General features: G+C 60.2%; 26 protein-coding genes. 15 read left to right on the top strand and 11 right to left on the bottom strand.

What is annotated here, in order from left to right; genetic code table 11:
* The 3 genes from HU739_RS20720 (at position 1) to HU739_RS20710 (ending at position 2,148) form a co-directional block, all read left to right on the top strand.
* A complete protein-coding gene (locus HU739_RS20720; RefSeq protein ID WP_186547083.1) occupies positions 1-606 on the top strand; it encodes an arylesterase in 606 nt (201 codons plus the stop codon).
* 57 nt (positions 607-663) lie between these two features.
* Positions 664-957 (top strand): hypothetical protein, encoded by a 294-nt coding sequence (locus HU739_RS20715; protein ID WP_003226812.1) that lies wholly within the window; start codon positions 664-666, stop codon positions 955-957.
* A 222-nt stretch (positions 958-1,179) separates the two neighbouring features.
* Positions 1,180-2,148: a L,D-transpeptidase family protein gene (locus HU739_RS20710; RefSeq protein ID WP_186547084.1), complete on the top strand. Its 969-nt coding sequence runs from the start codon at positions 1,180-1,182 to the stop codon at positions 2,146-2,148.
* Between the two features lie 127 nt (positions 2,149-2,275).
* On the opposite strand, the gene oprI is transcribed toward HU739_RS20710, so the two are convergent.
* Complete coding sequence (oprI, locus tag HU739_RS20705) at positions 2,276-2,527, bottom strand: outer membrane lipoprotei OprI (protein WP_003199355.1); 252 nt, start codon at positions 2,525-2,527, stop codon at positions 2,276-2,278.
* 639 nt (positions 2,528-3,166) lie between these two features.
* On the opposite strand from oprI, the gene HU739_RS20700 reads away from it, so the two are divergent.
* Positions 3,167-3,448 carry a GNAT family N-acetyltransferase gene (locus HU739_RS20700; protein ID WP_186547085.1) on the top strand — a complete coding sequence of 94 codons (282 nt, stop codon included), beginning with the start codon at positions 3,167-3,169 and terminating at the stop codon, positions 3,446-3,448.
* A gap of 62 nt (positions 3,449-3,510) precedes the next feature.
* On the opposite strand, the gene HU739_RS20695 is transcribed toward HU739_RS20700, so the two are convergent.
* Both HU739_RS20695 and HU739_RS20690 read right to left on the bottom strand, forming a co-directional pair.
* Complete coding sequence (locus HU739_RS20695; RefSeq protein ID WP_186547086.1) at positions 3,511-4,587, bottom strand: 3-deoxy-7-phosphoheptulonate synthase; 1,077 nt, start codon at positions 4,585-4,587, stop codon at positions 3,511-3,513.
* 129 nt (positions 4,588-4,716) lie between these two features.
* Positions 4,717-5,160 (bottom strand): PilZ domain-containing protein, encoded by a 444-nt coding sequence (locus tag HU739_RS20690; RefSeq protein ID WP_186547087.1) that lies wholly within the window; start codon positions 5,158-5,160, stop codon positions 4,717-4,719.
* Between HU739_RS20690 and HU739_RS20685 the strand changes: the two genes are divergently transcribed.
* From HU739_RS20685 to cysB, 5 genes are all read left to right on the top strand, one after another.
* The gene (locus tag HU739_RS20685; protein ID WP_186547088.1) at positions 5,159-5,545 is read left to right on the top strand and encodes a thioredoxin family protein; all 387 of its coding nucleotides are present in this window, start codon (positions 5,159-5,161) and stop codon (positions 5,543-5,545) included. The genes HU739_RS20690 and HU739_RS20685 overlap by 2 nt on opposite strands.
* Entirely contained in the window at positions 5,542-6,498 is a 957-nt protein-coding gene (locus HU739_RS20680) for a putative 2-dehydropantoate 2-reductase (protein WP_186547089.1), read from the top strand. Before HU739_RS20685 ends, HU739_RS20680 begins: the two co-directional genes overlap by 4 nt.
* 27 nt (positions 6,499-6,525) lie before the next feature.
* On the top strand, positions 6,526-7,431 hold the full coding sequence (locus HU739_RS20675) for a 5'-nucleotidase (protein ID WP_186547090.1): 906 nt from the start codon (positions 6,526-6,528) through the stop codon (positions 7,429-7,431).
* 97 nt (positions 7,432-7,528) lie between these two features.
* A complete protein-coding gene (locus HU739_RS20670) occupies positions 7,529-8,032 on the top strand; it encodes a universal stress protein (protein ID WP_186547091.1) in 504 nt (167 codons plus the stop codon).
* Between the two features lie 112 nt (positions 8,033-8,144).
* Entirely contained in the window at positions 8,145-9,119 is a 975-nt protein-coding gene (gene cysB / locus HU739_RS20665) for an HTH-type transcriptional regulator CysB (RefSeq protein ID WP_003199376.1), read from the top strand.
* A 9-nt stretch (positions 9,120-9,128) separates the two neighbouring features.
* On the opposite strand, the gene HU739_RS20660 is transcribed toward cysB, so the two are convergent.
* A complete protein-coding gene (locus HU739_RS20660; protein WP_186547092.1) occupies positions 9,129-9,611 on the bottom strand; it encodes a GreA/GreB family elongation factor in 483 nt (160 codons plus the stop codon).
* Positions 9,612-9,613: 2 nt separating this feature from the next.
* Positions 9,614-10,036: a hypothetical protein gene (locus HU739_RS20655; protein ID WP_186547093.1), complete on the bottom strand. Its 423-nt coding sequence runs from the start codon at positions 10,034-10,036 to the stop codon at positions 9,614-9,616.
* Between the two features lie 126 nt (positions 10,037-10,162).
* Between HU739_RS20655 and earP the strand changes: the two genes are divergently transcribed.
* Positions 10,163-11,305, top strand: coding sequence for an elongation factor P maturation arginine rhamnosyltransferase EarP (gene earP, locus HU739_RS20650; RefSeq protein ID WP_186547094.1), 1,143 nt, complete (start codon positions 10,163-10,165; stop codon positions 11,303-11,305).
* Positions 11,306-11,353: 48 nt separating this feature from the next.
* Positions 11,354-11,923, top strand: a complete 570-nt coding sequence (locus tag HU739_RS20645; protein ID WP_003226785.1) for an elongation factor P — start codon at positions 11,354-11,356, stop codon at positions 11,921-11,923.
* A gap of 188 nt (positions 11,924-12,111) precedes the next feature.
* On the opposite strand, the gene HU739_RS20640 is transcribed toward HU739_RS20645, so the two are convergent.
* From HU739_RS20640 to HU739_RS20625, 4 genes are all read right to left on the bottom strand, one after another.
* Positions 12,112-13,122, bottom strand: coding sequence for an alpha/beta hydrolase (locus HU739_RS20640; RefSeq protein WP_186547095.1), 1,011 nt, complete (start codon positions 13,120-13,122; stop codon positions 12,112-12,114).
* A 36-nt stretch (positions 13,123-13,158) separates the two neighbouring features.
* The gene (locus HU739_RS20635; RefSeq protein WP_077573935.1) at positions 13,159-13,578 is read right to left on the bottom strand and encodes an organic hydroperoxide resistance protein; all 420 of its coding nucleotides are present in this window, start codon (positions 13,576-13,578) and stop codon (positions 13,159-13,161) included.
* A 323-nt stretch (positions 13,579-13,901) separates the two neighbouring features.
* Entirely contained in the window at positions 13,902-14,357 is a 456-nt protein-coding gene (locus HU739_RS20630) for a MarR family winged helix-turn-helix transcriptional regulator (protein WP_186547096.1), read from the bottom strand.
* A gap of 73 nt (positions 14,358-14,430) precedes the next feature.
* Positions 14,431-15,387 (bottom strand): LysR substrate-binding domain-containing protein, encoded by a 957-nt coding sequence (locus tag HU739_RS20625; protein WP_186547175.1) that lies wholly within the window; start codon positions 15,385-15,387, stop codon positions 14,431-14,433.
* A gap of 110 nt (positions 15,388-15,497) precedes the next feature.
* Here HU739_RS20625 and HU739_RS20620 point away from each other — a divergent pair, with 110 nt between their 5' ends.
* The gene (locus HU739_RS20620; RefSeq protein ID WP_186547097.1) at positions 15,498-16,247 is read left to right on the top strand and encodes a sulfite exporter TauE/SafE family protein; all 750 of its coding nucleotides are present in this window, start codon (positions 15,498-15,500) and stop codon (positions 16,245-16,247) included.
* On the opposite strand, the gene HU739_RS20615 is transcribed toward HU739_RS20620, so the two are convergent.
* Complete coding sequence (locus HU739_RS20615; protein ID WP_186547174.1) at positions 16,237-17,091, bottom strand: LysR substrate-binding domain-containing protein; 855 nt, start codon at positions 17,089-17,091, stop codon at positions 16,237-16,239. The two genes, HU739_RS20620 and HU739_RS20615, sit on opposite strands and share 11 nt — an antisense overlap.
* A 97-nt stretch (positions 17,092-17,188) precedes the next feature.
* Between HU739_RS20615 and HU739_RS20610 the strand changes: the two genes are divergently transcribed.
* Together HU739_RS20610 and HU739_RS20605 are read left to right on the top strand one after the other, a co-directional pair.
* Positions 17,189-17,410 carry a DUF1127 domain-containing protein gene (locus HU739_RS20610; protein ID WP_186547098.1) on the top strand — a complete coding sequence of 74 codons (222 nt, stop codon included), beginning with the start codon at positions 17,189-17,191 and terminating at the stop codon, positions 17,408-17,410.
* Between the two features lie 64 nt (positions 17,411-17,474).
* Positions 17,475-18,701, top strand: coding sequence for a winged helix-turn-helix domain-containing protein (locus HU739_RS20605; RefSeq protein ID WP_186547099.1), 1,227 nt, complete (start codon positions 17,475-17,477; stop codon positions 18,699-18,701).
* 90 nt (positions 18,702-18,791) lie between these two features.
* On the opposite strand, the gene HU739_RS20600 is transcribed toward HU739_RS20605, so the two are convergent.
* Positions 18,792-20,138: a class II 3-deoxy-7-phosphoheptulonate synthase gene (locus tag HU739_RS20600; RefSeq protein WP_186547176.1), complete on the bottom strand. Its 1,347-nt coding sequence runs from the start codon at positions 20,136-20,138 to the stop codon at positions 18,792-18,794.
* 151 nt (positions 20,139-20,289) lie between these two features.
* Between HU739_RS20600 and HU739_RS20595 the strand changes: the two genes are divergently transcribed.
* Positions 20,290-21,045, top strand: coding sequence for a spermidine synthase (locus HU739_RS20595; protein ID WP_186547100.1), 756 nt, complete (start codon positions 20,290-20,292; stop codon positions 21,043-21,045).
* Positions 21,046-21,091 lie beyond the last annotated feature (46 nt).

Raw genomic sequence — 21,091 nt, 5'->3', positions numbered from 1 at the left:
ATGCGTGTATGGTTTTTGAGTGCTGGTCTGGCCTTGATGTGCATGGCCCAGAACGCAGCGGCGGGTACTGTCCTGATCGTTGGCGATAGTATCAGCGCCGGTTTCGGACTGGATACCCGCCTTGGGTGGGTGTCGTTGCTGGAGCAACGGCTCAAACAGGAGGGTTTCGACGATAAAGTGGTCAACGCCTCCATCAGTGGCGACACCAGTGCCGGAGGCCTGGCGCGGCTGCCGGCGCTGCTTGCAGAGCATAAGCCGGAGTTGGTGATCCTCGAACTTGGAGGTAACGATGGCCTGCGCGGAATGCCGCCAACACAATTGCAACAAAATCTTGCCTCGATGATCGATCGTTCCCGCCAGAGCGGTGCAAAAGTGCTTTTGCTCGGCATGCAGTTGCCTCCCAATTACGGCAAGCGTTACACCGATTCCTTTGCCGAGGTTTACGGCAAGCTCGCCGACGCGAAAAACATCCCGCTGGTGCCGTTTTTCCTCGAGGGCGTCGGTGGCCATCCGGACTTGATGCAGGCCGACGGTCTGCACCCGGCCGCCGGGGCTCAGGCCAAGTTGCTGGAAAATGTCTGGCCGACGCTAAAACCGCTGCTATGAGGCTTTTCTAGTGGCAGGCTTTCGGCTAATGTGGCGCCCCCTAATTTGGAGCCCCCGATGCCGCGTCCTGCCTGGTCCCTGTTTGCCTACCAACTGATCGAGCCTGACGAGCAGCTGGACCTGTTCGCCTGCCAGGAAGTGCGGGTGCATCTGGTGACGCGTCAGCTGGAACTCGGCGGCTCGGCCGATCGCACCCTGTGCGGCAGCCTGCTGCCAGCGCAGCCGCGCTGGTCCAGCGTGGACCGTCGGGTGTTTCAGGATCAGCGCCTGTGTTCGCTGTGCCGGGCGATTCTCGAATCGCAGAAGCGCGGCACGTCGCCGATCTGGCCGGAGCTGCGTTTCGAACTTTGACGTCACCCAAATCCCCTGTGGCGAGGGAGCTTGCTCCCGCTCGGCAGTGCAGCCGTCGCAAAATTGCCGAATACTTGTCTGACTGAAAAGCCAAGAGGGCCTGCTGCGCAGTCCAACGGGAGCAAGCTCCCTCGCCACAGGTCTTGAGTCTCCCCGAAATTTCAAAGTGCGGTGTACAATCGCGCCCTTATACCCTTGATGATCATGCGAAGGATTTTCCGGATGTTGCCGCGCTTTCCTGCCGTCACCCGCTGCCTGTCACTTGCCGCCCTGTGTGTGGCCGGTCCCGTTGCTGCATTGGAGCTTCCCCTGCCACCGCCTGGCGAAGACATCGTCGGCCAGGTGCAGGTAATCAAAGCCAAGTACGAAGACACATTCGCCGATCTCGGCACGACCTACGACCTGGGCTATTCGGAAATGGTCGCGGCCAACCCGGGCGTCGATGCCTGGCTGCCCGGTGCCGGTACCGAAATCGTGTTGCCGACGCGTTTCATCCTGCCGCCGGGACCGCGCGAGGGCATCGTCATCAACCTGGCTGAATACCGCCTCTACTACTACCCGAAAGGCCGGAACGTGGTGTACACCTTCCCGCTGGGTATCGGTCGTGAGGGTTGGGGGTCGCCGATCGCTCATACCTCGATCATCGCCAAGACGCCGAACCCGACCTGGACGCCTCCGGCCTCGATCAAGGCCGAACACGCCGCCGATGGTGATCCGCTGCCGAATGTCGTGCCGGCGGGGCCTGACAATCCGCTGGGGCCGTTCAAGTTCACGCTTGGCACGCCGGGTTACCTGATTCACGGTTCGAACAAGAAATTCGGTATCGGCATGCGCACCAGCCACGGCTGCTTCCGCATGTTCAACAACAACGTGCTGGAGATGGCCAGCATGGTCCCGGTCGGGACTTCGGTGCGCATCATCAACGATGCGTACAAGCTCGGCAGCAGTGGCGGCAAGGTCTATCTGGAAGCGCACACGCCGATCGACGACAAGGGCAACCCGTCGGTGGTCGACAAACACACCGCGGTCATCAATGCGATGCTCAAGCGTGAAGACGTCACCAGTAACTTGCGGGTGAATTGGGACGTGGTGCGCGATGTGGTCGCGGCCGAAGATGGCCTGCCAACCGAAATCGGTACGCCGGGTACTTCCGCGCCGATGGTCTCGAGTGCGCCGATCGACTTGCAGTAAGCCGCCAGTCGCGAACCCGTCGATGCGTTAAGCGTCGGCGGGTTTTTTTGTGCCCGGGCAAAAGCGTCGGGCACAAAAAAGCCGACCCGAAGAATCGGGTCGGCTCGATAACAACCCCGAAGGATTATTACTTGCGGCTAGCTTTGTCCAGCATGCGCAGAGCACGCTCGTTAGCTTCGTCAGCAGTCTGTTGTGCTTTTTGAGCAGCAGCCAGAGCTTCATCAGCTTTACGGTAAGCTTCGTCTGCACGAGCCTGGGAGCGAGCAGCTGCGTCTTCAGTAGCGGTCAGACGTGCTTCGGTTTCTTTCGATGCGCTGCTGCAACCGGTAGCCAGAACTGCGGCCAGAGCCAGAGCAGAGAATTTCAGAACGTTGTTCATCGTGTTCCCCTTCAAGGACTTTCAAATTAAGTAGCTGTCTCCTCACGATTGAGGAAATAGCCGGCGTACATACTACCCATTACTTGTAGTAAGTAAACTGACGTAGCGCAAGAAGCAAAAAAAATTGTAGGCGTTGATTCTTTTTCGAGCAACTTTTAACGTTGCTGTATAAAAAGTATCCAGCTGCAAGCCCCGCCCTGAGTGACTCGATCAGAAAAAGTTCCCGCCGCTGTGCAGTGTTTTTGTTGCTTTCGGTAAAAGTCCGCGTAGATGAAATACGTCCACACTTTTATTCCGATTTTGTGCACGGCTTCGCTTATCTTTGCCCATGTTGAGGTGACTTTAAAAAAGCGTGCACGTCTTAAGTCTCAACATCCGGCAATGTTCAGGTGAGCGGCCCGGGAAGAGCGTTACCCAGGCCCACCCTGCGTCCATCGGAGCCACCCCCGCCAGCCCCTCGATGACGAGTGCACCTTGAGCATTTTTGCCAATGGTGCCTACTATTTATCAGGTGCCCGGTTGCGCGGGATCGGTGTGGCTCTTCTCGGTGCCCAACAGGCACGGGGTGGCGTAGATGTTCCTTCGCCGGAAAAACATCGGTAAGGTAGGGTCAGAATTCAAGACCCGCGAGGAGTAGTGATGAGCGAGGCGTTGTCCATCCACCATGACCAGGCTGGTCATCAGTTCGAGACCAGTGTGGACGGTCATCGTGCCTACCTGACGTACATGGATCTGGGGAAACAGACCCTGGATATCTATCGCACGTTTGTGCCCAACGCCTTGCGTGGCCGTGGCATTGCCGCCGCGCTGACCGAAAGGGCGCTGCAATACGCCGAGGAAATGGGCTACACGGTGATCCCGTCGTGCTCCTACGTCGAGCGCTACATGGAACGCCATCAGCGTCGCGCCGCAAAGATCTGAAGCGCGTACACACAAAAACGCCGGGCAATGCCCGGCGTTTTTTTATGCGTGCGAAACCCTGCTTAAGTACGCTGGCGCTTCGGCAATACGTCCTTGAGCTTGGCATGCATGCTGCGCAAGGTGTTTTCGGTGGCGGACCAGTCGATGCAGGCATCGGTGATCGACACGCCGTATTGCAGGTCGGCAAGGTCTTTGGGGATTGCCTGGCAGCCCCAGTTCAGGTGGCTCTCGACCATCAGGCCGATGATCGACTGATTGCCTTCGAGGATCTGGTTGGCGACGTTTTCCATCACCAGCGGCTGCAGGGCCGGGTCCTTGTTGGAGTTGGCGTGGCTGCAGTCGACCATGATGTTCGGCTTGATCTTCGCCTTGTTCAACGCCTGCTCGCACAGGGCGACGCTGACCGAATCGTAGTTCGGCTTGCCGTTACCGCCACGCAACACCACGTGACCGTAGGCATTGCCCTTGGTGGTGACGATCGACACGCCACCTTCCTGGTTGATACCGAGGAAACGGTGCGGGCTGGACACCGACTGCAAGGCGTTGATCGCCACGGTCAGGCCGCCGTCGGTGCCGTTCTTGAAGCCGACGGCGGAGGACAGGCCGGAGGCCATCTCGCGGTGAGTCTGCGATTCGGTGGTACGCGCGCCGATGGCCGACCAGCTGATCAGGTCCTGCAGATACTGCGGGGAGATCGGGTCGAGGGCTTCGGTGGCGGTCGGCAGGCCTTTTTCGGCCAGATCCAGCAGCAACTGGCGACCGATGTGCAGACCATCCTGAATCTTGAACGAGTCATCCAGGTACGGATCGTTGATCAGGCCTTTCCAGCCGACGGTGGTACGCGGCTTCTCGAAATACACACGCATGACCAGATACAGGGTATCGGCAACTTCCTCGGCCAGTACCTTGAGACGATCGGCGTATTCGTGGGCGGCCTTGATGTCGTGGATCGAGCACGGGCCGATCACGACAAACAGACGGTGGTCGGTGCCATCGAGAATGTTGCGAATGACTTCGCGGCCCTTGGTGACGGTGCGCAAGGCGGCGTCGCTCAGGGGGATATCACGCTTGAGCTGATCGGGAGTGATCAGGGTCTCGTTAGAGGCGACGTTTAGGTCGTTGATCGGTAAATCAGCCATCGTTTACTCGTCAGGTCACGGATGCCGGCCGCCAGCGATCCCCGCGCGGCGGAGCACAGCAGATTTAGCGCGTCGGGGGAGCCGAACCTTAGCGCGTCAGACGCGGCTCGACAATGGGCAAACGGTGCTTTAGTCCAGCGCTGGCTGCGTAAAAGCCTCGCGCAGGCGATCATCGGAGAACTCGTCGGCGTGTTGCTCGACCCATTGCAGGGCCAGTTGCTGAATGGCCTGGAGATCATCGTGGGGGTCATTCTGGCGACAGAAACGCTCGATCTGACACACCTGCTCACCCATTCTTGCGCTGAACAGCGTCTGTTCATCGGTAAAGGCGATCCCCACCAGATAGCCCTTTTTGCGCCGCAGGCACCAGGCGACGAAGCCTGCAAAGCAGATGTCGGCGTGCAGCGTCGGCAGGCGTACCTGCAAGGCGGTGCCATGGCGCCAGGCACGGTGGTAATTGCAAGCGATGCCGCCGAGGCTGATAGTGTGCAGCTGTTGTCGGGAAATGCACTCAGGCTTGAGCAAGGTTAATTCAACCGGCACTTCCTCCGGATGAGGTATGAAACGTCCCATGAGCACAGACTCCCTGTGTCGGCCATCTGACATTGTTTCCCCCAGTATAGTGGTCGAATCCGAGCTGACCGATTTCGACGCCGACCAGCAGCTGTTGGCGATGAGCGGTGTTTCGCTGGTGATTTTTACCAGCCTCGGCTGCGCCAGTTGTCGCTATGCCCGCGAAGTCCTGCCGGGAATGGCGCTGGCGGTTGATCGCCTGTGCTGGATCGATGCTGGCGTGAACGGCGGATTGGTGCAGCGCTACCAGGTGTTTCATTTGCCGGCGCTGTTTGTGGTGCGCGACGGCGAATTCTTTGGTGCCTTGCACACGCGCCTGACGGTCGATGACTTGAACCAGGCCGTGGCTCAGGCGCTGGGTCGAACTGCAGAGGAGTTGCCATGAGCGAGACAGTGAACAAACCGGTGGTGGGCATTATCGGCACCGGTGCGATCGGTGGGTTTTACGGGGTGATGCTGGCGCGTGCCGGTTTCGATGTGCACTTTTTGTTGCGCAGCGAATTTTGCGCAGTGGCTGAGCGCGGTTTGCAGATCAACAGTGCGGTGCACGGCCCGTTGACGCTGCATCCGGCCAATACCTACTCCGCCGCCGAAGACATGCCGCCCTGCGACTGGTTGCTGGTCGGCACGAAAACCACCAGCAACGTCGGTCTGGCACCAGCGATCATTCAAGCGGCCAAACCCGATGCAAAAGTGCTGTTGCTGCAAAACGGTCTTGATGTCGAAGACAGTCTGCGGCCGTTGTTAGCGGATTCGCTGCATCTGCTGGGTGGTCTGTGCCTGATCTGCGTGCACCGCGACGGCCCGGGGCTGATAACCCATCAGGCCCTCGGCGCAGTAAACGTCGGTTATCACAGCGGCCCGGCCATCGCTGACGCGGCGCGTCAGGCGATTGTCGAGGAGGGCGCCGGGCTGTTCCGCGCTGCCGGCATCGATTCCCAGGCGATGGCTAACCTGCATCAGGCGCGCTGGCAGAAGCTGGTCTGGAATATTCCCTACAACGGTCTTTCGGTGCTGCTGGGCGCCGGCACCACGCCGCTGATGGCCGATGCCGACAGCCGCGTGCTGATTCAGGCGCTGATGGCCGAAGTGGTGCGGGGCGCCAAGGCCTGCGGCCACGACATTGCGCCGGGATACGCTGACTACCTGTTCACCATGACCGAAAAAATGCCCGACTATTGGCCGAGCATGTACCACGATTTCCGACATAAACGACCACTGGAGCTGGAGGCGATTTACGCTCGGCCACTGGCGGCGGCAAAAGCGGCAGGCTGTGAATTGTCGCGCATAGATGCGTTGTATCGCAGTCTGTGTTTTATCGATCGTGGCAACCTTTGAGTTTTTCTGGGCAAGGCGGGGGAAGGCATGGCCAACAATATCGATGACAAACTGGTGCTGGCGATTTCGTCGCGTGCGCTGTTCGACCTGAGCGAAAGCCACAAGGTCTACCTGTCGAGCGGCGTCGAAGCCTATCGGCAATACCAGATCGAACATGAAGACGAGATTCTCGCGCCGGGCGATGCCTTCCCGCTGGTGGAAAAACTGCTGAGCCTCAACAGCCGCCTCGGCCGTGCGCGGGTCGAGGTGATCCTGGTATCACGCAACAGCGCCGACACCGGGCTGCGCGTGTTCAACTCGATTCACCATTACGGCCTGGCGATTTCCCGGGCGGCGTTCGTGGGCGGGCGCAGTCCGTATCCCTACCTGAAAGCGTTTGGTTGTGATTTGTTTCTGTCGACTCATGCCGAGGACGTACGCGCCGCCCTCGACGCCGGCTTCGCCGCAGCGACGATCCTGTCCGGTGGCGCGAGCCGCGCGGCCAGCGATGAATTGCGCATTGCCTTCGACGGCGACGCAGTGATCTTCTCCGACGAATCTGAACGCATTTATCAGTCCGGCGGGCTCGAAGCGTTTCAGGCCAAAGAGCGCGAATCGGCCCGCGAGCCGTTGCGGGGCGGGCCGTTCAAAGGTTTTCTGGCGGCGCTCAATCTGTTGCAGCGCGAGTTTCCCGACGATGCCTGCCCGATCCGCACGGCGCTGGTCACCGCGCGTTCGGCGCCGGCCCATGAGCGGGTGATCCGCACCTTGCGCGAATGGGACATCCGCCTCGATGAATCGCTGTTTCTTGGTGGTCTGACCAAATCCGCATTCCTTGAAGCGTTCGCCGCTGACGTGTTCTTCGATGACCAGACCGGCCACTGCGAACTGGCCCGAGAGGTGGTCGCCACCGGCCATGTGCCGCACGGCATCAGCAACGAACCTTCGATCTAGAGCCTTCTGGTTCAGGACATTGCGTCACACGTCGTACTCGCCGAGGCACTGCTAAGCTGAATCAATCTCCGCCATCGTTGGCTCGCGAGGAGGTCCCATGATTCGCTCAATGCTGTATGCCACCGACCTCGGTCTTTACGCACCGTTCGTGATGCAGCATGCCCTGGCGCTGGCGCGAACATTCAATGCCGATCTGTATGTGGTGCATGCGGTGGAACCCATGGGCCTGTTTGCCGAGTCGGTGTTGCAGAGCTACCTCGACGAACAGGCATTGAACGAATTCCATAGTCAGGGTCTGAAAACTGTCATCGCCAACATCGAGCAGCGGGTGCTGGACAGCTTTCGTGAAGAACTGGGGGACGAGGGCGAGCAGGACTTGCAGCGCATTCGCGCGGTGCGCGTGCTGCAGGGCGATCCGTCGCAGGTGATTCTCGACCAGGTGCAGAAACTCTCCGTCGATTTACTGATCGTAGGGAGTCACAGCCACGGGGTCGGTGCGGAAACACCGTTGGGGCGCACGGCAGCGCGGGTCCTGCAATTGGCCAAGGTGCCGGTGTATCTGGTGCCATTGGTGGAGCGCCGGCGCCGGGAGGATCGCTGAGGCAGAATAATGGCGCTTTGATAAAAAAGTTCTAGATTTATTATCCAAACCATTAATATAGTTATATACCGTCGCTGATGCCCGTGGCGTCTTTCTGCTTTGAGGGATTCATATGAAGCTTCAACAACTGCGCTACATCTGGGAAGTGGCGCACCACGACCTCAACGTTTCCGCTACCGCCCAAAGCCTCTACACCTCGCAACCGGGCATCAGTAAACAGATTCGCCTGCTGGAAGACGAACTGGGCGTAGAAGTGTTCGCCCGCAGCGGCAAGCACCTGACCCGCGTCACCCCGGCCGGTGAGCGCATCATTACCACCGCCGGCGAGATTCTGCGCAAGGTCGAAAGCATCAAGCAGATTGCCCAGGAATTCTCCAACGAGAAGAAAGGCACGCTGTCGATTGCCACTACTCACACCCAGGCGCGTTACGCCCTGCCGCCGGTGATCAGCAATTTCATCAAGCAATACCCGGACGTGGCGCTGCACATGCATCAGGGCTCGCCGATGCAGATTGCCGAAATGGCCGCTGATGGCACCGTCGATTTCGCCATCGCCACCGAAGCGCTGGAACTGTTCGGCGATCTGGTGATGATGCCGTGCTACCGCTGGAACCGCTGCGTGGTCGTGCCTCAGGGCCATCCGCTGACCAAACTGCCGAAGCTGACACTTGAAGCCCTGGCCGAATACCCGATCGTGACCTATGTGTTCGGCTTCACCGGCCGTTCGAAACTCGACGAAGCTTTCAGTCATCGCGGCCTGACGCCGAAAGTGGTGTTCACTGCCGCTGACGCCGACGTGATCAAAACCTACGTGCGTCTGGGCCTGGGCGTGGGCATCGTGGCGAAAATGGCCGTCGACACCAAACTCGATAGCGACCTGGTGGTGCTGGATGCCAGTGAACTGTTCGAGTCGAGCGTGACCAAGATCGGTTTCCGTCGCGGCACGTTCCTGCGTGGTTTCATGTGCGACTTCATCGAGAAGTTTGCCCCGCACCTGACCCGGGAAGTCATGGCCAAGGCCATTCAATGCCACAACAAGCAGGAACTGGAAGAACTGTTCGATGGCGTCGAACTGCCGGTTCACTGATCCGCTGCTTCAAAGCACCTCGGTGACAGCAAACTGTTGCCGGGTGCCCGCCACCAGAATTTCCACCTCATCGCCCTCGAACTTGCCCAGCAGGCTTTTGCCCAGCGGCGAGCGCGGGGTGATGACGGTAATCGGCTGACCGACCACGTCGACTTTCAGGCCTGCCGCATCCGGTGCCAGAAACAGCCATTGCTCGCGCCCCTTTTCGTCCTCCAGACCGAGCAGGGCGCCGACTTCGATCCCGCGATTTTCATCGTAGGCGCGCAACGTCAGGTTTTGGCACAGCGCCAGTGACTGACGGATTTCCTCGACCCGTTTCGCCTGACCCGCCGCCAGATAGGACGCCTCCAGCCCCAGGGTGTCGTACTTGTTTTCAGCGATGTTCTCTTCGTGGGTCGCGGTTTCGTAAGCGGTCTGCGCAGCACGCTCGGCGATGTCGAGGTCGATGCGCAGCTTGTCGAGAATCAATTGGTGGACGGTCTGTTTGTTCATGGTCAATCGCAGAATTGCAAAACGTTGGCGCGGCTCTTTTCAGTCGGCGCGGTCTGGTCCTGTTGCAGCCAGAACTGGCATTTGGGATTCGAGGCATTACGCGAACTGGCGCGCGCCTGATCCAGCCGGGCCTGTTGTTCGTTCTTGCGCAGGTTTTCTTCGTACTGTTGGAACAGTGGACTTTGCGCCGGGATGTCCGGCTGAACTTGCACGGGTACTGGCGCCGTCGCGGGTGGATTGACTCTCTGCTGCACCGCTTGGGCGACAGGCGCCAGTTGCTCGGGGAAGATAAAACGCGACAGCAGCCAGCAGGTCAGTGCGATGGCGACGAAGCCCAGCCACAGGCCCAAAGCTATGCTGCCAATCAAATGCAGCGCGCTAAGCTGAACAGGCAAGGGGCGACGCGGATTGGGGCGGTAGGGCATGGCTGCCTCCTGGCGGTGATTGCGGGCAAGTGCCGCGATTGTCGCACGAAGATTAATCGCCGTCGGCTCTTCTGCACGAGATCATTTATGCGGACAATCAGCGTTTTTGCCAACGGGGAGTCTTGAATGCCGCAACCGAAAACCCGCTGGGATATTTTCTGCACCGTGGTCGACAACTTCGGCGACATCGGCGTCACCTGGCGTCTGGCCCGGCAACTGGTGGCCGAACATGCCTTGCCGGTGCGCTTGTGGGTCGATGATTCGCACGCGTTCGAGCGCATCTGCCCAGAGATCGACGTCGATCTTGCGCAGCAATGGCAGCAGGGTGTCGAAGTGCGTCACTGGCCGAGCGAGTGGGTCCACGCCGAGGCCGCCGATGTGGTGATCGCTGCCTTCGCCTGCCAGTTGCCCGCTAATTACATGGACAGCATGGCCGCGCGGGAAACACCGCCGCTGTGGCTCAACCTCGATTATCTCAGCGCCGAAGACTGGGTGACCGGCTGTCACGGCTTGCCATCGGTGAAATACAAAACGGTGCAAAAGTTCTTCTTCTTTCCGGGCTTCAAACCGGGGACGGGTGGTCTGCTGCGTGAACGCGGATTGCTCGAACGGCGTCGGCAGTTTCAGCAGGATCGGTCGGCGCAGCGACAATTCCTGCAAGGGTTGGGCATTGATCCCGCGCCCGATGCGCAGTTGATCTCGCTGTTTGCCTACGAAAATACCGGATTGGCCAGTTGGCTGGACGTACTGGCCGGCGACGCGACGCCGACCCACCTGCTGGTGCCGGAAGGGCGGATTCTCGGCGATGTGGCGCGCTGGCTGGGCGTGGAAACCCTCACCGTCGGCGCGATACAGGCGCGCCAGACGCTGACCGTGCAGGTGCTGCCGTTCGTCCGGCAAGACCAATACGATCACTTGCTCTGGTGCTGCGATTTCAACGCGGTGCGCGGCGAAGATTCCTTCGTGCGGGCGCAATGGGCGGGGCGGCCGATGCTCTGGCACATCTATCAGCAGGATGACGACATCCACCTGGACAAGCTCGACGCCTTCCTCGCGCTCTATACCAAGGGCCTGCCACCGGAAGCCGCCCAGGCGATGAACGGTCTCTGGCGCGCCTGGAACGCCGGTCAACCGATCGGCGAGCACTGGCTGGCAGCCCGCAAGCACTGGCCACCACTGCAGGAAAACGCCGAGGCATGGTGTCTGGAACAGGCCTTGCAGGCCGATCTTGCCACGGCGCTGGTACAGTTTTATGTAAATTGGATATGATACGCGGCCTAGATTTTTGTAAATCCCATCCAAATTCGGATATTCGCAATGAAAACTGGTAAAGAACTCAAACCCGGTACCGTGATCCGTATCGACAACGATCCTTGGCTGGTTCAGAAAGCTGAATTCACCAAGTCGGGCCGTAACAGCGCGATCATGAAGACCAAGCTGAAGAACCTGCTGACCGGTTACAAGACCGAAACCGTTTACGGTGCGGACGACAAACTGGACGACGTGATCCTGGATCGTAAAGAAGCCACCCTGTCGTTCATCAGCGGTGACACTTACACGTTCATGGACACCACTGACTACACCATGTACGAACTGAACGCCGAAGACATCGAAAGCGTTCTGCCTTTCGTTGAAGAAGGCATGACCGACGTTTGCGAAGCCGTGTTCTTCGAAGAGCGTCTGGTTTCCGTAGAATTGCCGACCACCATCGTGCGTCAGGTTGACTACACCGAAGGCTCCGCTCGCGGTGACACTTCCGGCAAGGTGATGAAGCCTGCCAAACTGAAGAACGGTACCGAGCTGTCGGTAGCTGACTTCATCGAAATCGGCGACATGATCGAGATCGATACCCGCGAAGGCGGTTCCTACAAAGGCCGTGCCAAATAAGCACTGCTTTTTCCGGAAAGAAAAAACCCGACCATTGAGTCGGGTTTTTTTGTGCCTGCGGTTTGTGCAACAACGCAAATCCCCTGTAGGGGTGAGCCTGCTCGCGATGGCGGTGATTCAGTCACTGAAGAGGTCGACTGAAATGACGCTATCGCGAGCAGGCTCACTCCTACAGGGGGGGGATGTGGTTATTTCAGGTGTTCCTTAAGCTCTTGCGAAGCCTGCAACATCGCCGACCGCACCGCCGGCACCTGGCTGACCACGTTGAGCAAACCGTAATCGTGGATCATGCCGTTGTACCGCACCGCCGTCACCGGCACACCCGCTTCGTCGAGTTTGCGTGCGTAAGCCTCGCCCTCATCACGCAGCACGTCGGCGCTGGCGGTCTGTACCAGCGCAGGCGGCAAGCCTTTGAGTTGTGCGGTGGTGGCGCGCAGCGGCGAGGCGTAGATCTCGTTACGCTGCCTGGCGTCGGTGGTGTAGTTGTCCCAGAACCACTTCATCATGTTGCGGGTGAGGAAGTGACCTTCTGCGTACTGGTTATACGAACCGGTGTCGAAGTTGGCATCGGTCACCGGCCACAGCAGCACCTGGAATTTGATCGCCGGCGTGCCTTTGTCTTTCGCCATCAGCGCTACAACCGCCGCCATATTGCCGCCGACGCTGTTGCCGGCCACGGCCAGACGCTTGCCGTCGACGTTGATCTCTTTGCCGTGTTCCGCCACCCATTTAGTCGCGGCGTAGGCCTGGTTGATCGCCACCGGGTAATGCGCTTCCGGTGAAGGGGTGTAATTGACGAACACCGCCGCCGCCCCTGAACCGACCACCAGATCCCGCACCAGGCGTTCGTGCGTCGGGAAATCCCCCAGCACCCAGCCGCCGCCGTGGAAGAACATGAACACCGGCAGCTCACCCTTGACCCCGGCCGGCCGGACGATGGTCAGGCTCAACGATTGACCATCGACCTGCACGGTCTTTTCGCTGACGTCGGCTTTGGGCAGCGTCAACTTGACCCCGGACTGCGCGCCGACCAGCACGGCGCGGGCATCCTTGGGCGACAGCTGCTCGATCGGCTTGCCGCTGCCTGAATTCAGCACATCGAGAAAGGCCTGGGTGTTGTGTTCGACATCACCGGCAAAAGCGCTGTGCACCGAGAGGGCGAGAAGGGTACCGGTCAAGACTTTGCTGAAAGTGTTCATGTTCAATTTCCTTGTTCGGGCCGGGGGCTTGAGTGATTACACGGTGACGTGCAGACGGACATCGACGTTGCCACGGGTGGCGTTGGAGTACGGGCAGACCTGGTGAGCTGCGTCGACCAGCGCTTGTGCGTCGGCTTGTTCAAGGCCCGGCAGGCTGATGTGCAAATCGATGTCCAGACCGAAACCGCCAGGGATCTGGCCGATGCCGACATGGGCGGTAATCGACGCGTCGTCCGGAATCTTGCGTTTGGTCTGGCTGGCGACGAATTTCAACGCGCCGATGAAGCAGGCCGAGTAACCGGCAGCGAACAGTTGTTCCGGATTGGTCGCCGCGCCGCCGGCACCGCCGAGTTCTTTGGGGGTGGCGAGTTTGACGTCAAGCACGTTATCGCTGGAGATCGCACGACCGTCACGGCCGCCAGTGGAAGTTGCGATTGCGGTGTAGAGAGTTTGCATGGTGTGAGCCTCGTTGGTTGTGATGTTGTGCGCTAATTGTTTGCGCGCTAAGTAGGTGTGAAGAGAATGTATAGCGCTAATGTTTAGCGCGCAAGATAAATTTTTGAGAAAATTTGAAATAACGTGACTGTCGAGAGATCAATCAGCTGGAGAGGGTTGAGATAGAAGGCTCGGAGGGGATTTGAAGGCGAAAGATATTTTCAGGCGAAGGCGCTCTACTGTAGGAGTGAGCCTGCTCGCGATAGCGTTCTGTCAGGCAACATATGCGGTGACTGGAATACCGCTATCGCGAGCAGGCTCACTCCTACAGGGGACTGTGGCGTTCAGTTGAGGCTGTCTTGCAGATGCCCCCGCAGTGCCTGCAATTCGGCCTGCAATTTCTGCAATCGCTCCAGGGTGAAACCGCTGGCACCCAAAATGCACTGAGGCACGGTTTGCGCCTTGTCGCGCAAGGCCCGGCCCGCTTCGGTCAGCTCGACAATCACCACCCGTTCATCCGCTTTGCTGCGGGTGCGGCTAAGCAGGCCTTCCGCTTCCAGGCGTTTGAGCAGCGGGGTCAGCGATCCCGGATCGGTAAGCAGACGAGCGCTGATTTCCCCCACGGTCAAACCGTCTTGCTCCCACAGCACCATCATCGCCAGATACTGCGGATAGGTCAGCCCCAGCGCCTGCAACAGCGGTTTGTAGACCTTGGTCATCATCAGCGACGTCGAGTGCAGGGCGAAGCACGCCTGGTTGTCGAGCAGCAAGTCGTCGCAATTGTCGCGTTCGGAAGTCATGTCAAAGCCTTGATCGTTGATCGTTTTAAATCTAGCGCTCGAATCTTTAATGCGCCAGATAAATATGCCCGGGTCAGTGTCGAGCGAATTGCCGTTGCAAAGCCAGGTCCCAAGGCGGCACCGGGCTGAAGCGGGTTTTCAGGTACTCCAGCAACAAACGACTGCGCGAATGAATCTGCTGTTCCATCCGCAGCGCATAAATGCCGGTGCACTCCGGCGGCGGCAGGCCGTGTTCACAAAACAGCGGCAGCAACTCGCCGCGCAGCAGGTATTCGCTGGCCAGCCAGGTTGGCAGGTGTGCGACGCCCAGTCCCGCCGCCGCGCCACACGCCAGGGCCTCGGCATTGTTGGCGCTCAGGCGTATGCGCGACGGACGATGCAACTGCATCTGCCCGTCCACCTCGAACTTCCAGGCGAAGGGCGGCGCAAGGCCTTCCCAGTCCAGACCGTCGTGTTCGTTCAACTGCGCAGGGTGATTGGGAACGCCACGGCGCTTCAGATAGTCGGGACTGGCGCAGGCGACACGGACCATGCTTGCCAGCGGTGTCGCGACCAATCGGGTGTCCGCCAGTTGGCCGGCACGCAGCACCAGGTCGACCTTGCCCAGATTGGCGCCGGCCATGTCGATGAAGCTGTCGATCAGGTGCATCTGCACGTCGAGTCCGGGGTAGAGCAAAAGAAAATCGGCAATCACTGGCGCCAGATGCCGACGTCCGAAGGCCGCGGGTGCGTCGATGCGGATCAGCCCTTCAGGTGCGCTGCTCAGGGACACGGCTTCGGCGCGTGCCAGTTGCAGCTCGGCGATGATCCGTCGCGCTCGTTCGGCAAACGCCATGCCGGCCGAGGTCGGGAGTACGGCATGGGTGCTGCGCACGAATAACTGGCTGCCCACCGCACTTTCCAGGCTGTCGATGCGCCGCGCCACGGCGGAAGGCGTCAGCGGATGGCGACGCGAAGCGGCCGAAAAGCTGCCGCTCTCCAATACATCAAGGAACAAGCCGAGCTGGTCGGTCAATTGGTTGGGATTCATCAGAAAAACACGCTTGTGCAAAATCGGCATAGCCATTGTGCGTTGCTGTGCGTTTCCCCGCTAGGCGCGACTGCGTAGCATTGGTCACTTGACGCTTGAGGATGACGGTTGTGATGGAGCTTTTGTTGTACCTGTTGTTTGGCGCCGCCTTGGGTACCTTGGGCGGAATCTTCGGCATCGGCGGTGGTTTGATCGCCATTCCCTTGCTCGGCGTATGGTTCGGACTGGATCAACAGATCGCCCAAGGCACCGCGCTGGTGATGGTGGTGCCGAACGTGATGCTGGCGCTGTGGCGCTATCACCAACGCAATCGCATCGAACTGCGTCATGCGCTGCCGTTGGCGGCGATGGGCTTTTGCTTTGCCTGGCTCGGTTCGATCTGGGCGGTGGGCATCGATGCGCAAACCATGCGCATCGGCTTTGTCGCGTTTCTGGTGGCGCTGTCGGCTTACAACTTGCTGAAGATGTTCGGCCGGCGACCCGCGCCGAGCGCCGAGATGCGCTATTCCTGGCCGTGGCTCGGCGTGCTTGGCGCAGCGTCCGGGACCATGGGCGGGTTGTTCGGCGTTGGCGGAGCCGTGGTGGCCACGCCTGTGTTGACCAGCCTGTTCGGCACCACGCAAGTGGTGGCGCAAGGTCTGTCGCTGGCGCTGGCATTGCCAAGCACCGGCGTGACCCTGGTCACTTACGCGGTGCACCACGAAGTCAACTGGATGATCGGCTTGCCTTTGGCCATCGGCGGTCTGGCCAGCATCAGTTGGGGCGTGAAAGTCGCCCACGCCTTGCCGGAAAAACTGCTGCGGGGGCTGTTCTGCGGTTTTCTGGTGCTGTGTGCGGTGATGCTCGCGTTTAAAGTTTGAAGCCTTCGACGATGTGCTCGGCCAGGCATTCGGTGATCGGCGACGGATTGTTGAGGTTGCGGATCAGCATGATGCTGGCTTCCGGCAACAACGGCAGGCCTTCGTCGGCACCGAGAATGCGCATGTCCGGGGTGATCAGACTCTCCAGTTGTGCGGTGATCGCCAGACCCGCGCTGACCACGGCCATCAGCGCCGACAAACTGCTGCTGTTGTAGGCGATGCGGTAATCGCGGCCCATCGCATCCAGCGCATTGCACGCCCACAAACGACAGAAACAATCACTGTTGAACATCGCCAGCGGCAGCGGCGTCTGTTCGTGCGCGCTGAAGTTCTGTGCTTCGGCCCAGACAAACCGCTCCTTGCGCAATAGCTGTCCAAGCTCGTTGCCTGGCTCTCGCGTAACGATCGACAAATCCAGATCGGTGCGTTGCAGCAACTGCTTGCTCGACTCGCAATGCACTTCGATCTGAATCAGCGGATAGAACTGCGCGAACCGCGACAGGATTCCTGGCAGAAAGCGCATCACGTAATCGTCCGGCGTGCCGATCCGGACGGTGCCGACCATGTGCGGCTCGCGCAAAGTGTTGAACACCTCGCTGTGCAACTTGAGGATGCGCCGCGCATAGCCGAGCAACACCTGGCCCTCGGCAGTCAGCCGCACCTGGCGGCCGTCGCGCTCAAACAGCTGGCGCTGCAACACGTCTTCTTCCAGCCGCTTCATTTGCATGCTGACCGCCGATTGCGTGCGGTTGACCATCTCGCCGGCGCGGGTGAAACCGCCTTGATCGGCAATGGCGACAAAGGTGCGCAGGACATCGGTATCGATACTGGGGTAGGCCGACAATTGATGAATCTCCGTGATGCATGCCATCAGAAACATTCGTTGGATTGATCTTAGCGCCAGCGCGAGACTTGAGCCATCCACAAAAGGAGGCAACACGATGAAAGGTCAAAGAGAGTATCCAGGCGATGTAGAACATGCCGGCCACGGCCATATTGTTTCCGACCTGCTGCACAAGTTTAGCCGCTGGTACGAATTGCACCGCGAGCGTGAATTGCTGGCCAGTCTCAGCGACGAAGCGTTGAAGGACATCGGCGTCAGTCGTGCCGATGTCGAGCACGAGTCGGTGCGGCCGTTCTGGGACGACCCGATGCATAAATGATCAAGCGAACGCTACACAAACCACTTTCGGCTGAGGTAGGTTGCGAGCAGACAAGGAGATGCTCATGCCCGCGACACTGGCCTTATCCCTCAAACAGGCGCGACGTCTGGCGCTGGCCGCCCAAGGATTCAACGGGCGCCAGCCGCCAACCGTCAACGCTGCGCACCTCAACCGGCTGATCGAACGGCTGGGCCTGCTGCAAATCGACTCCGTCAACGCCGTGGTGCGCTCGCACTACCTGCCGCTGTTCTCTCGTCTCGGTACGTATTCTTCGGATCTGCTCGACCAGGCTGCCTGGAGCTCGGGCCGTCGGCGTACGATTTTCGAATATTGGGGACATGAAGCCTCATTGCTGCCGTTGTCGATGTATCCGCTGATGCGCTGGCGCATGCAGCGCGCCAGGCGTGGCGAGGACATCTATCGGCAGTTGGCAACGTTCGGCCGCGAGCGCCAGGACGTCATTCGCCGGGTGCTGGGCGCGGTTCAAGAGCAGGGCGCGTTGGGCGCCGGCAGTCTGTCGACCCGCCAGGACAAGGCGGGGCCATGGTGGGACTGGAGTGTGGAAAAGCTTGCGCTGGAATGGTTGTTCGCAACCGGCGAGGTGACGGTGGCAGGGCGGCGGGGTTTTGAGCGTTTGTACGATTTACCCGAGCGGGTGTTTCCCGCAGCAATTTTGCAACAGACAATGCCTGACGAGGCCCAGGCCCAGCGTGGTTTGCTGCTGCACGCGGCGCAAGCGTTGGGCGTCGCTACGGAGAAAGACCTGCGTGATTATTTCCGCCTGAATCCTGCGGATGCGCGCCCGCGCCTGGCGGAACTGGTGGAGGCTGGTCAATTGCACACCTGCGAAGTTGCCGGTTGGCGGCAGATCGCCTATTGCCTGCCGGCGCCGAAGATACCGCGTAAAGTTTCGGCGAGCGCGCTGCTGTCGCCGTTCGATTCGTTGATCTGGGAGCGCAGCCGCACCGAGCGTCTGTTCGATTTTCGCTATCGGCTGGAGATTTATACGCCGCAGCACAAACGGGTTTATGGCTATTACGTGTTGCCGTTTTTGCACAACGAGCGGATCGCCGCGCGCGTTGACCTGCGTGCCGAGCGAGCGGCGGGGCAGTTGGCGGTGCATGCGGTGCACGAAGAGGCGCCGGGACTGGACGAGGCGGGGATGCTGGCGCTGGCCTTGAATTTACGGCGGATGGCCGATTGGTTAGGGTTGACGCGCGTGCAGTTGAATTGTCAGCGCGAGAGTGCGGCTCGGTTACGGGCGGCATTGGCGCAGGTTGATGGAAGCTGAAACGGCCTCATCGCGAGCAGGCTCACTCCTACAGGGGAAACGCATTCCAAGTGTAGGAGTGAGCCTGCTCGCGATCCGGGGCGACTCGATCTAGCGCCGAACCTGCTTCAGAGTCTCGGCAATCAAAAACGCCAGCTCCAGCGACTGATCGGCATTCATCCGTGGATCACAGTGGGTGTGATAACGGTCCGACAAGCCATCTTCGGTAATCGGCCGCGCGCCGCCGATGCACTCGGTGACGTTCTGCCCGGTCATCTCGATATGAATGCCGCCAGCGTAACTGCCTTCCGCTTCGTGCACTTGGAAGAACTGTTTTACCTCACCGAGGATCTGCGCAAAGTCGCGGGTCTTGTAGCCGCTGCTGGCCTTGATCGTATTGCCGTGCATCGGGTCGGAACTCCACAGTACCTGTTTGCCTTCACGCTGCACCGCACGGATCAGTGCCGGCAGGTGGTCGCCGACCTTGTTCGCGCCCATCCGCGCGATCAGGTTGAGGCGGCCCGGGTCGTTGTCCGGGTTGAGCACGTCGATCAGACGAATCAGGTCGTCAGGGTGCATGCTTGGGCCGACCTTGACGCCGATCGGGTTGTTCACCCCGCGCAGGAACTCAACGTGGGCGCCGTCGAGCTGACGGGTGCGGTCGCCGATCCACAACATGTGCGCCGAGCAATCGTAGTAATCGTTGGTCAGGCTGTCGCGGCGCACGAAGGCTTCTTCGTAGTTCAGCAGCAACGCCTCGTGAGCGGTGAAAAAACTGGTTTCGCGCAGTTGCGGCGAGCTGTCCATGCCGCAGGCGCGCATGAACGCCAGGGTTTCATCGATGCGGTCGGCGAGGTGGCTGTATTTCTCGGCAAGCGCCGAGTTGGCGATAAAGTCCAGGTTCCACTTGTGCACCTGATGCAGATCGGCAAAGCCGCCCTGGGCGAAGGCGCGCAGCAGGTTCAGGGTTGCGGTGGACTGGTGATAGGACTGCAACAGCCGTTCCGGGTCCGGCACGCGGCTTTTCTCGTCGAAGCCGATGCCATTGACGATGTCGCCACGGTAGGCCGGCAGAGTCACGCCGCCGATCGTCTCGTCATTGGCCGAGCGCGGCTTGGCGAACTGACCGGCCATGCGCCCGACCTTGACCACCGGGCAGCCCGCGGCGAAGGTCATGACAATCGCCATTTGCAGCAGCACTTTGAACGTGTCACGAATCTTCGCCGCAGAGAATTCGGCAAAGCTTTCTGCGCAATCGCCGCCCTGCAGCAGGAACGCCCGGCCCTGAGTGACTTCGGCGAACTGACGGCGCAGCTCGCGCGCCTCGCCAGCGAACACCAGTGGCGGATAGCTGGCCAGGGTCTGCTCGACCTGGCGCAGGTGCGCGGCGTCGGGGTATTGCGGTTGTTGCTGGATCGGCAAAGCGCGCCAGCTGTCAGGGCTCCACGGTTGGCTCATCACGGTCTCGAAGTTCATACGCAGGGGAACGCCATGGTAGCAGCAATTAGTGCGTGACCTGCTGCCACCCCTTCGCCGACAATCGGCGCTTTGCCACGGCGCCACAGCGCTGCCATCGCGTCACCGCGCCCGGTGACCATCAGGAGACGAAATGACTGAGGAGCGCGTCGAGCATCTGCTCGCCGAAGTACAGGACGAGTTCGGCGTGATTCGTGTGCTGGAAGTGGCCGATTACCGGTTTCTTGAATTTGGCGATGCGATCGAGCAGAGCTGCGTGTTCACCGCTGATCCGAGCTGGCTGGAGTACGACTACACCCGCGCGATGCTGATTGGCGCGCTGTGCCATGAACAACCGGAGAGTGCGCTGTTTCTTGGCCTGGGCGCCGGCACGCTGACCCAGGCGTGCCTCAAGTTCCTCCCGCTGGAAGACGTCGAAGCCATCGAACTGCGCCCCGACGTACCGCGCCTGGCGATCGAATACCTGGGGCTGGATGACGATCCGCGGCTGTACATCCGCGTCGGCGATGCCCTCGAGTTGCTGCCGAGCGCCGAGCCGGCGGACCTGATTTTCGTCGACCTGTATACCGATGTCGGCCCGGGTGTCGGGCATCTGGCGTGGAGTTTCCTCGGCGACTGCCAGAAACGCCTGAATCCGGGCGGCTGGCTGGTGATCAATCAGTGGGCCACCGACGACGGCAAGCCGCTGGGCGCGGCGTTGTTGCGCGGGCTCTACCACCGGCATTACTGGGAACTGCCGGTGAAGGAGGGCAACGTGATTCTGATCGTACCGGCGGATCTCGATCAGGACCTGGATATGCAGGCGCTGACCCAACGGGCCGAGGCGCTGGCGCCGCGGTTGGGGTATTCGTTGCAGTCGTTGATCAAGGCGATTCGCCCCGCGACCTGAAACGAGGGCCGTGCCGGCCCTATCGCGAGCAGGCTCACTCCTACAG

The sequence above is a fragment of the Pseudomonas hamedanensis genome, from assembly GCF_014268595.2.
In the GTDB taxonomy this organism is placed as follows: domain Bacteria; phylum Pseudomonadota; class Gammaproteobacteria; order Pseudomonadales; family Pseudomonadaceae; genus Aquipseudomonas; species Aquipseudomonas hamedanensis.
Note: the sequence above shows the minus strand (reverse complement) of the source record. Positions and strands in the feature narration are given on the sequence as shown.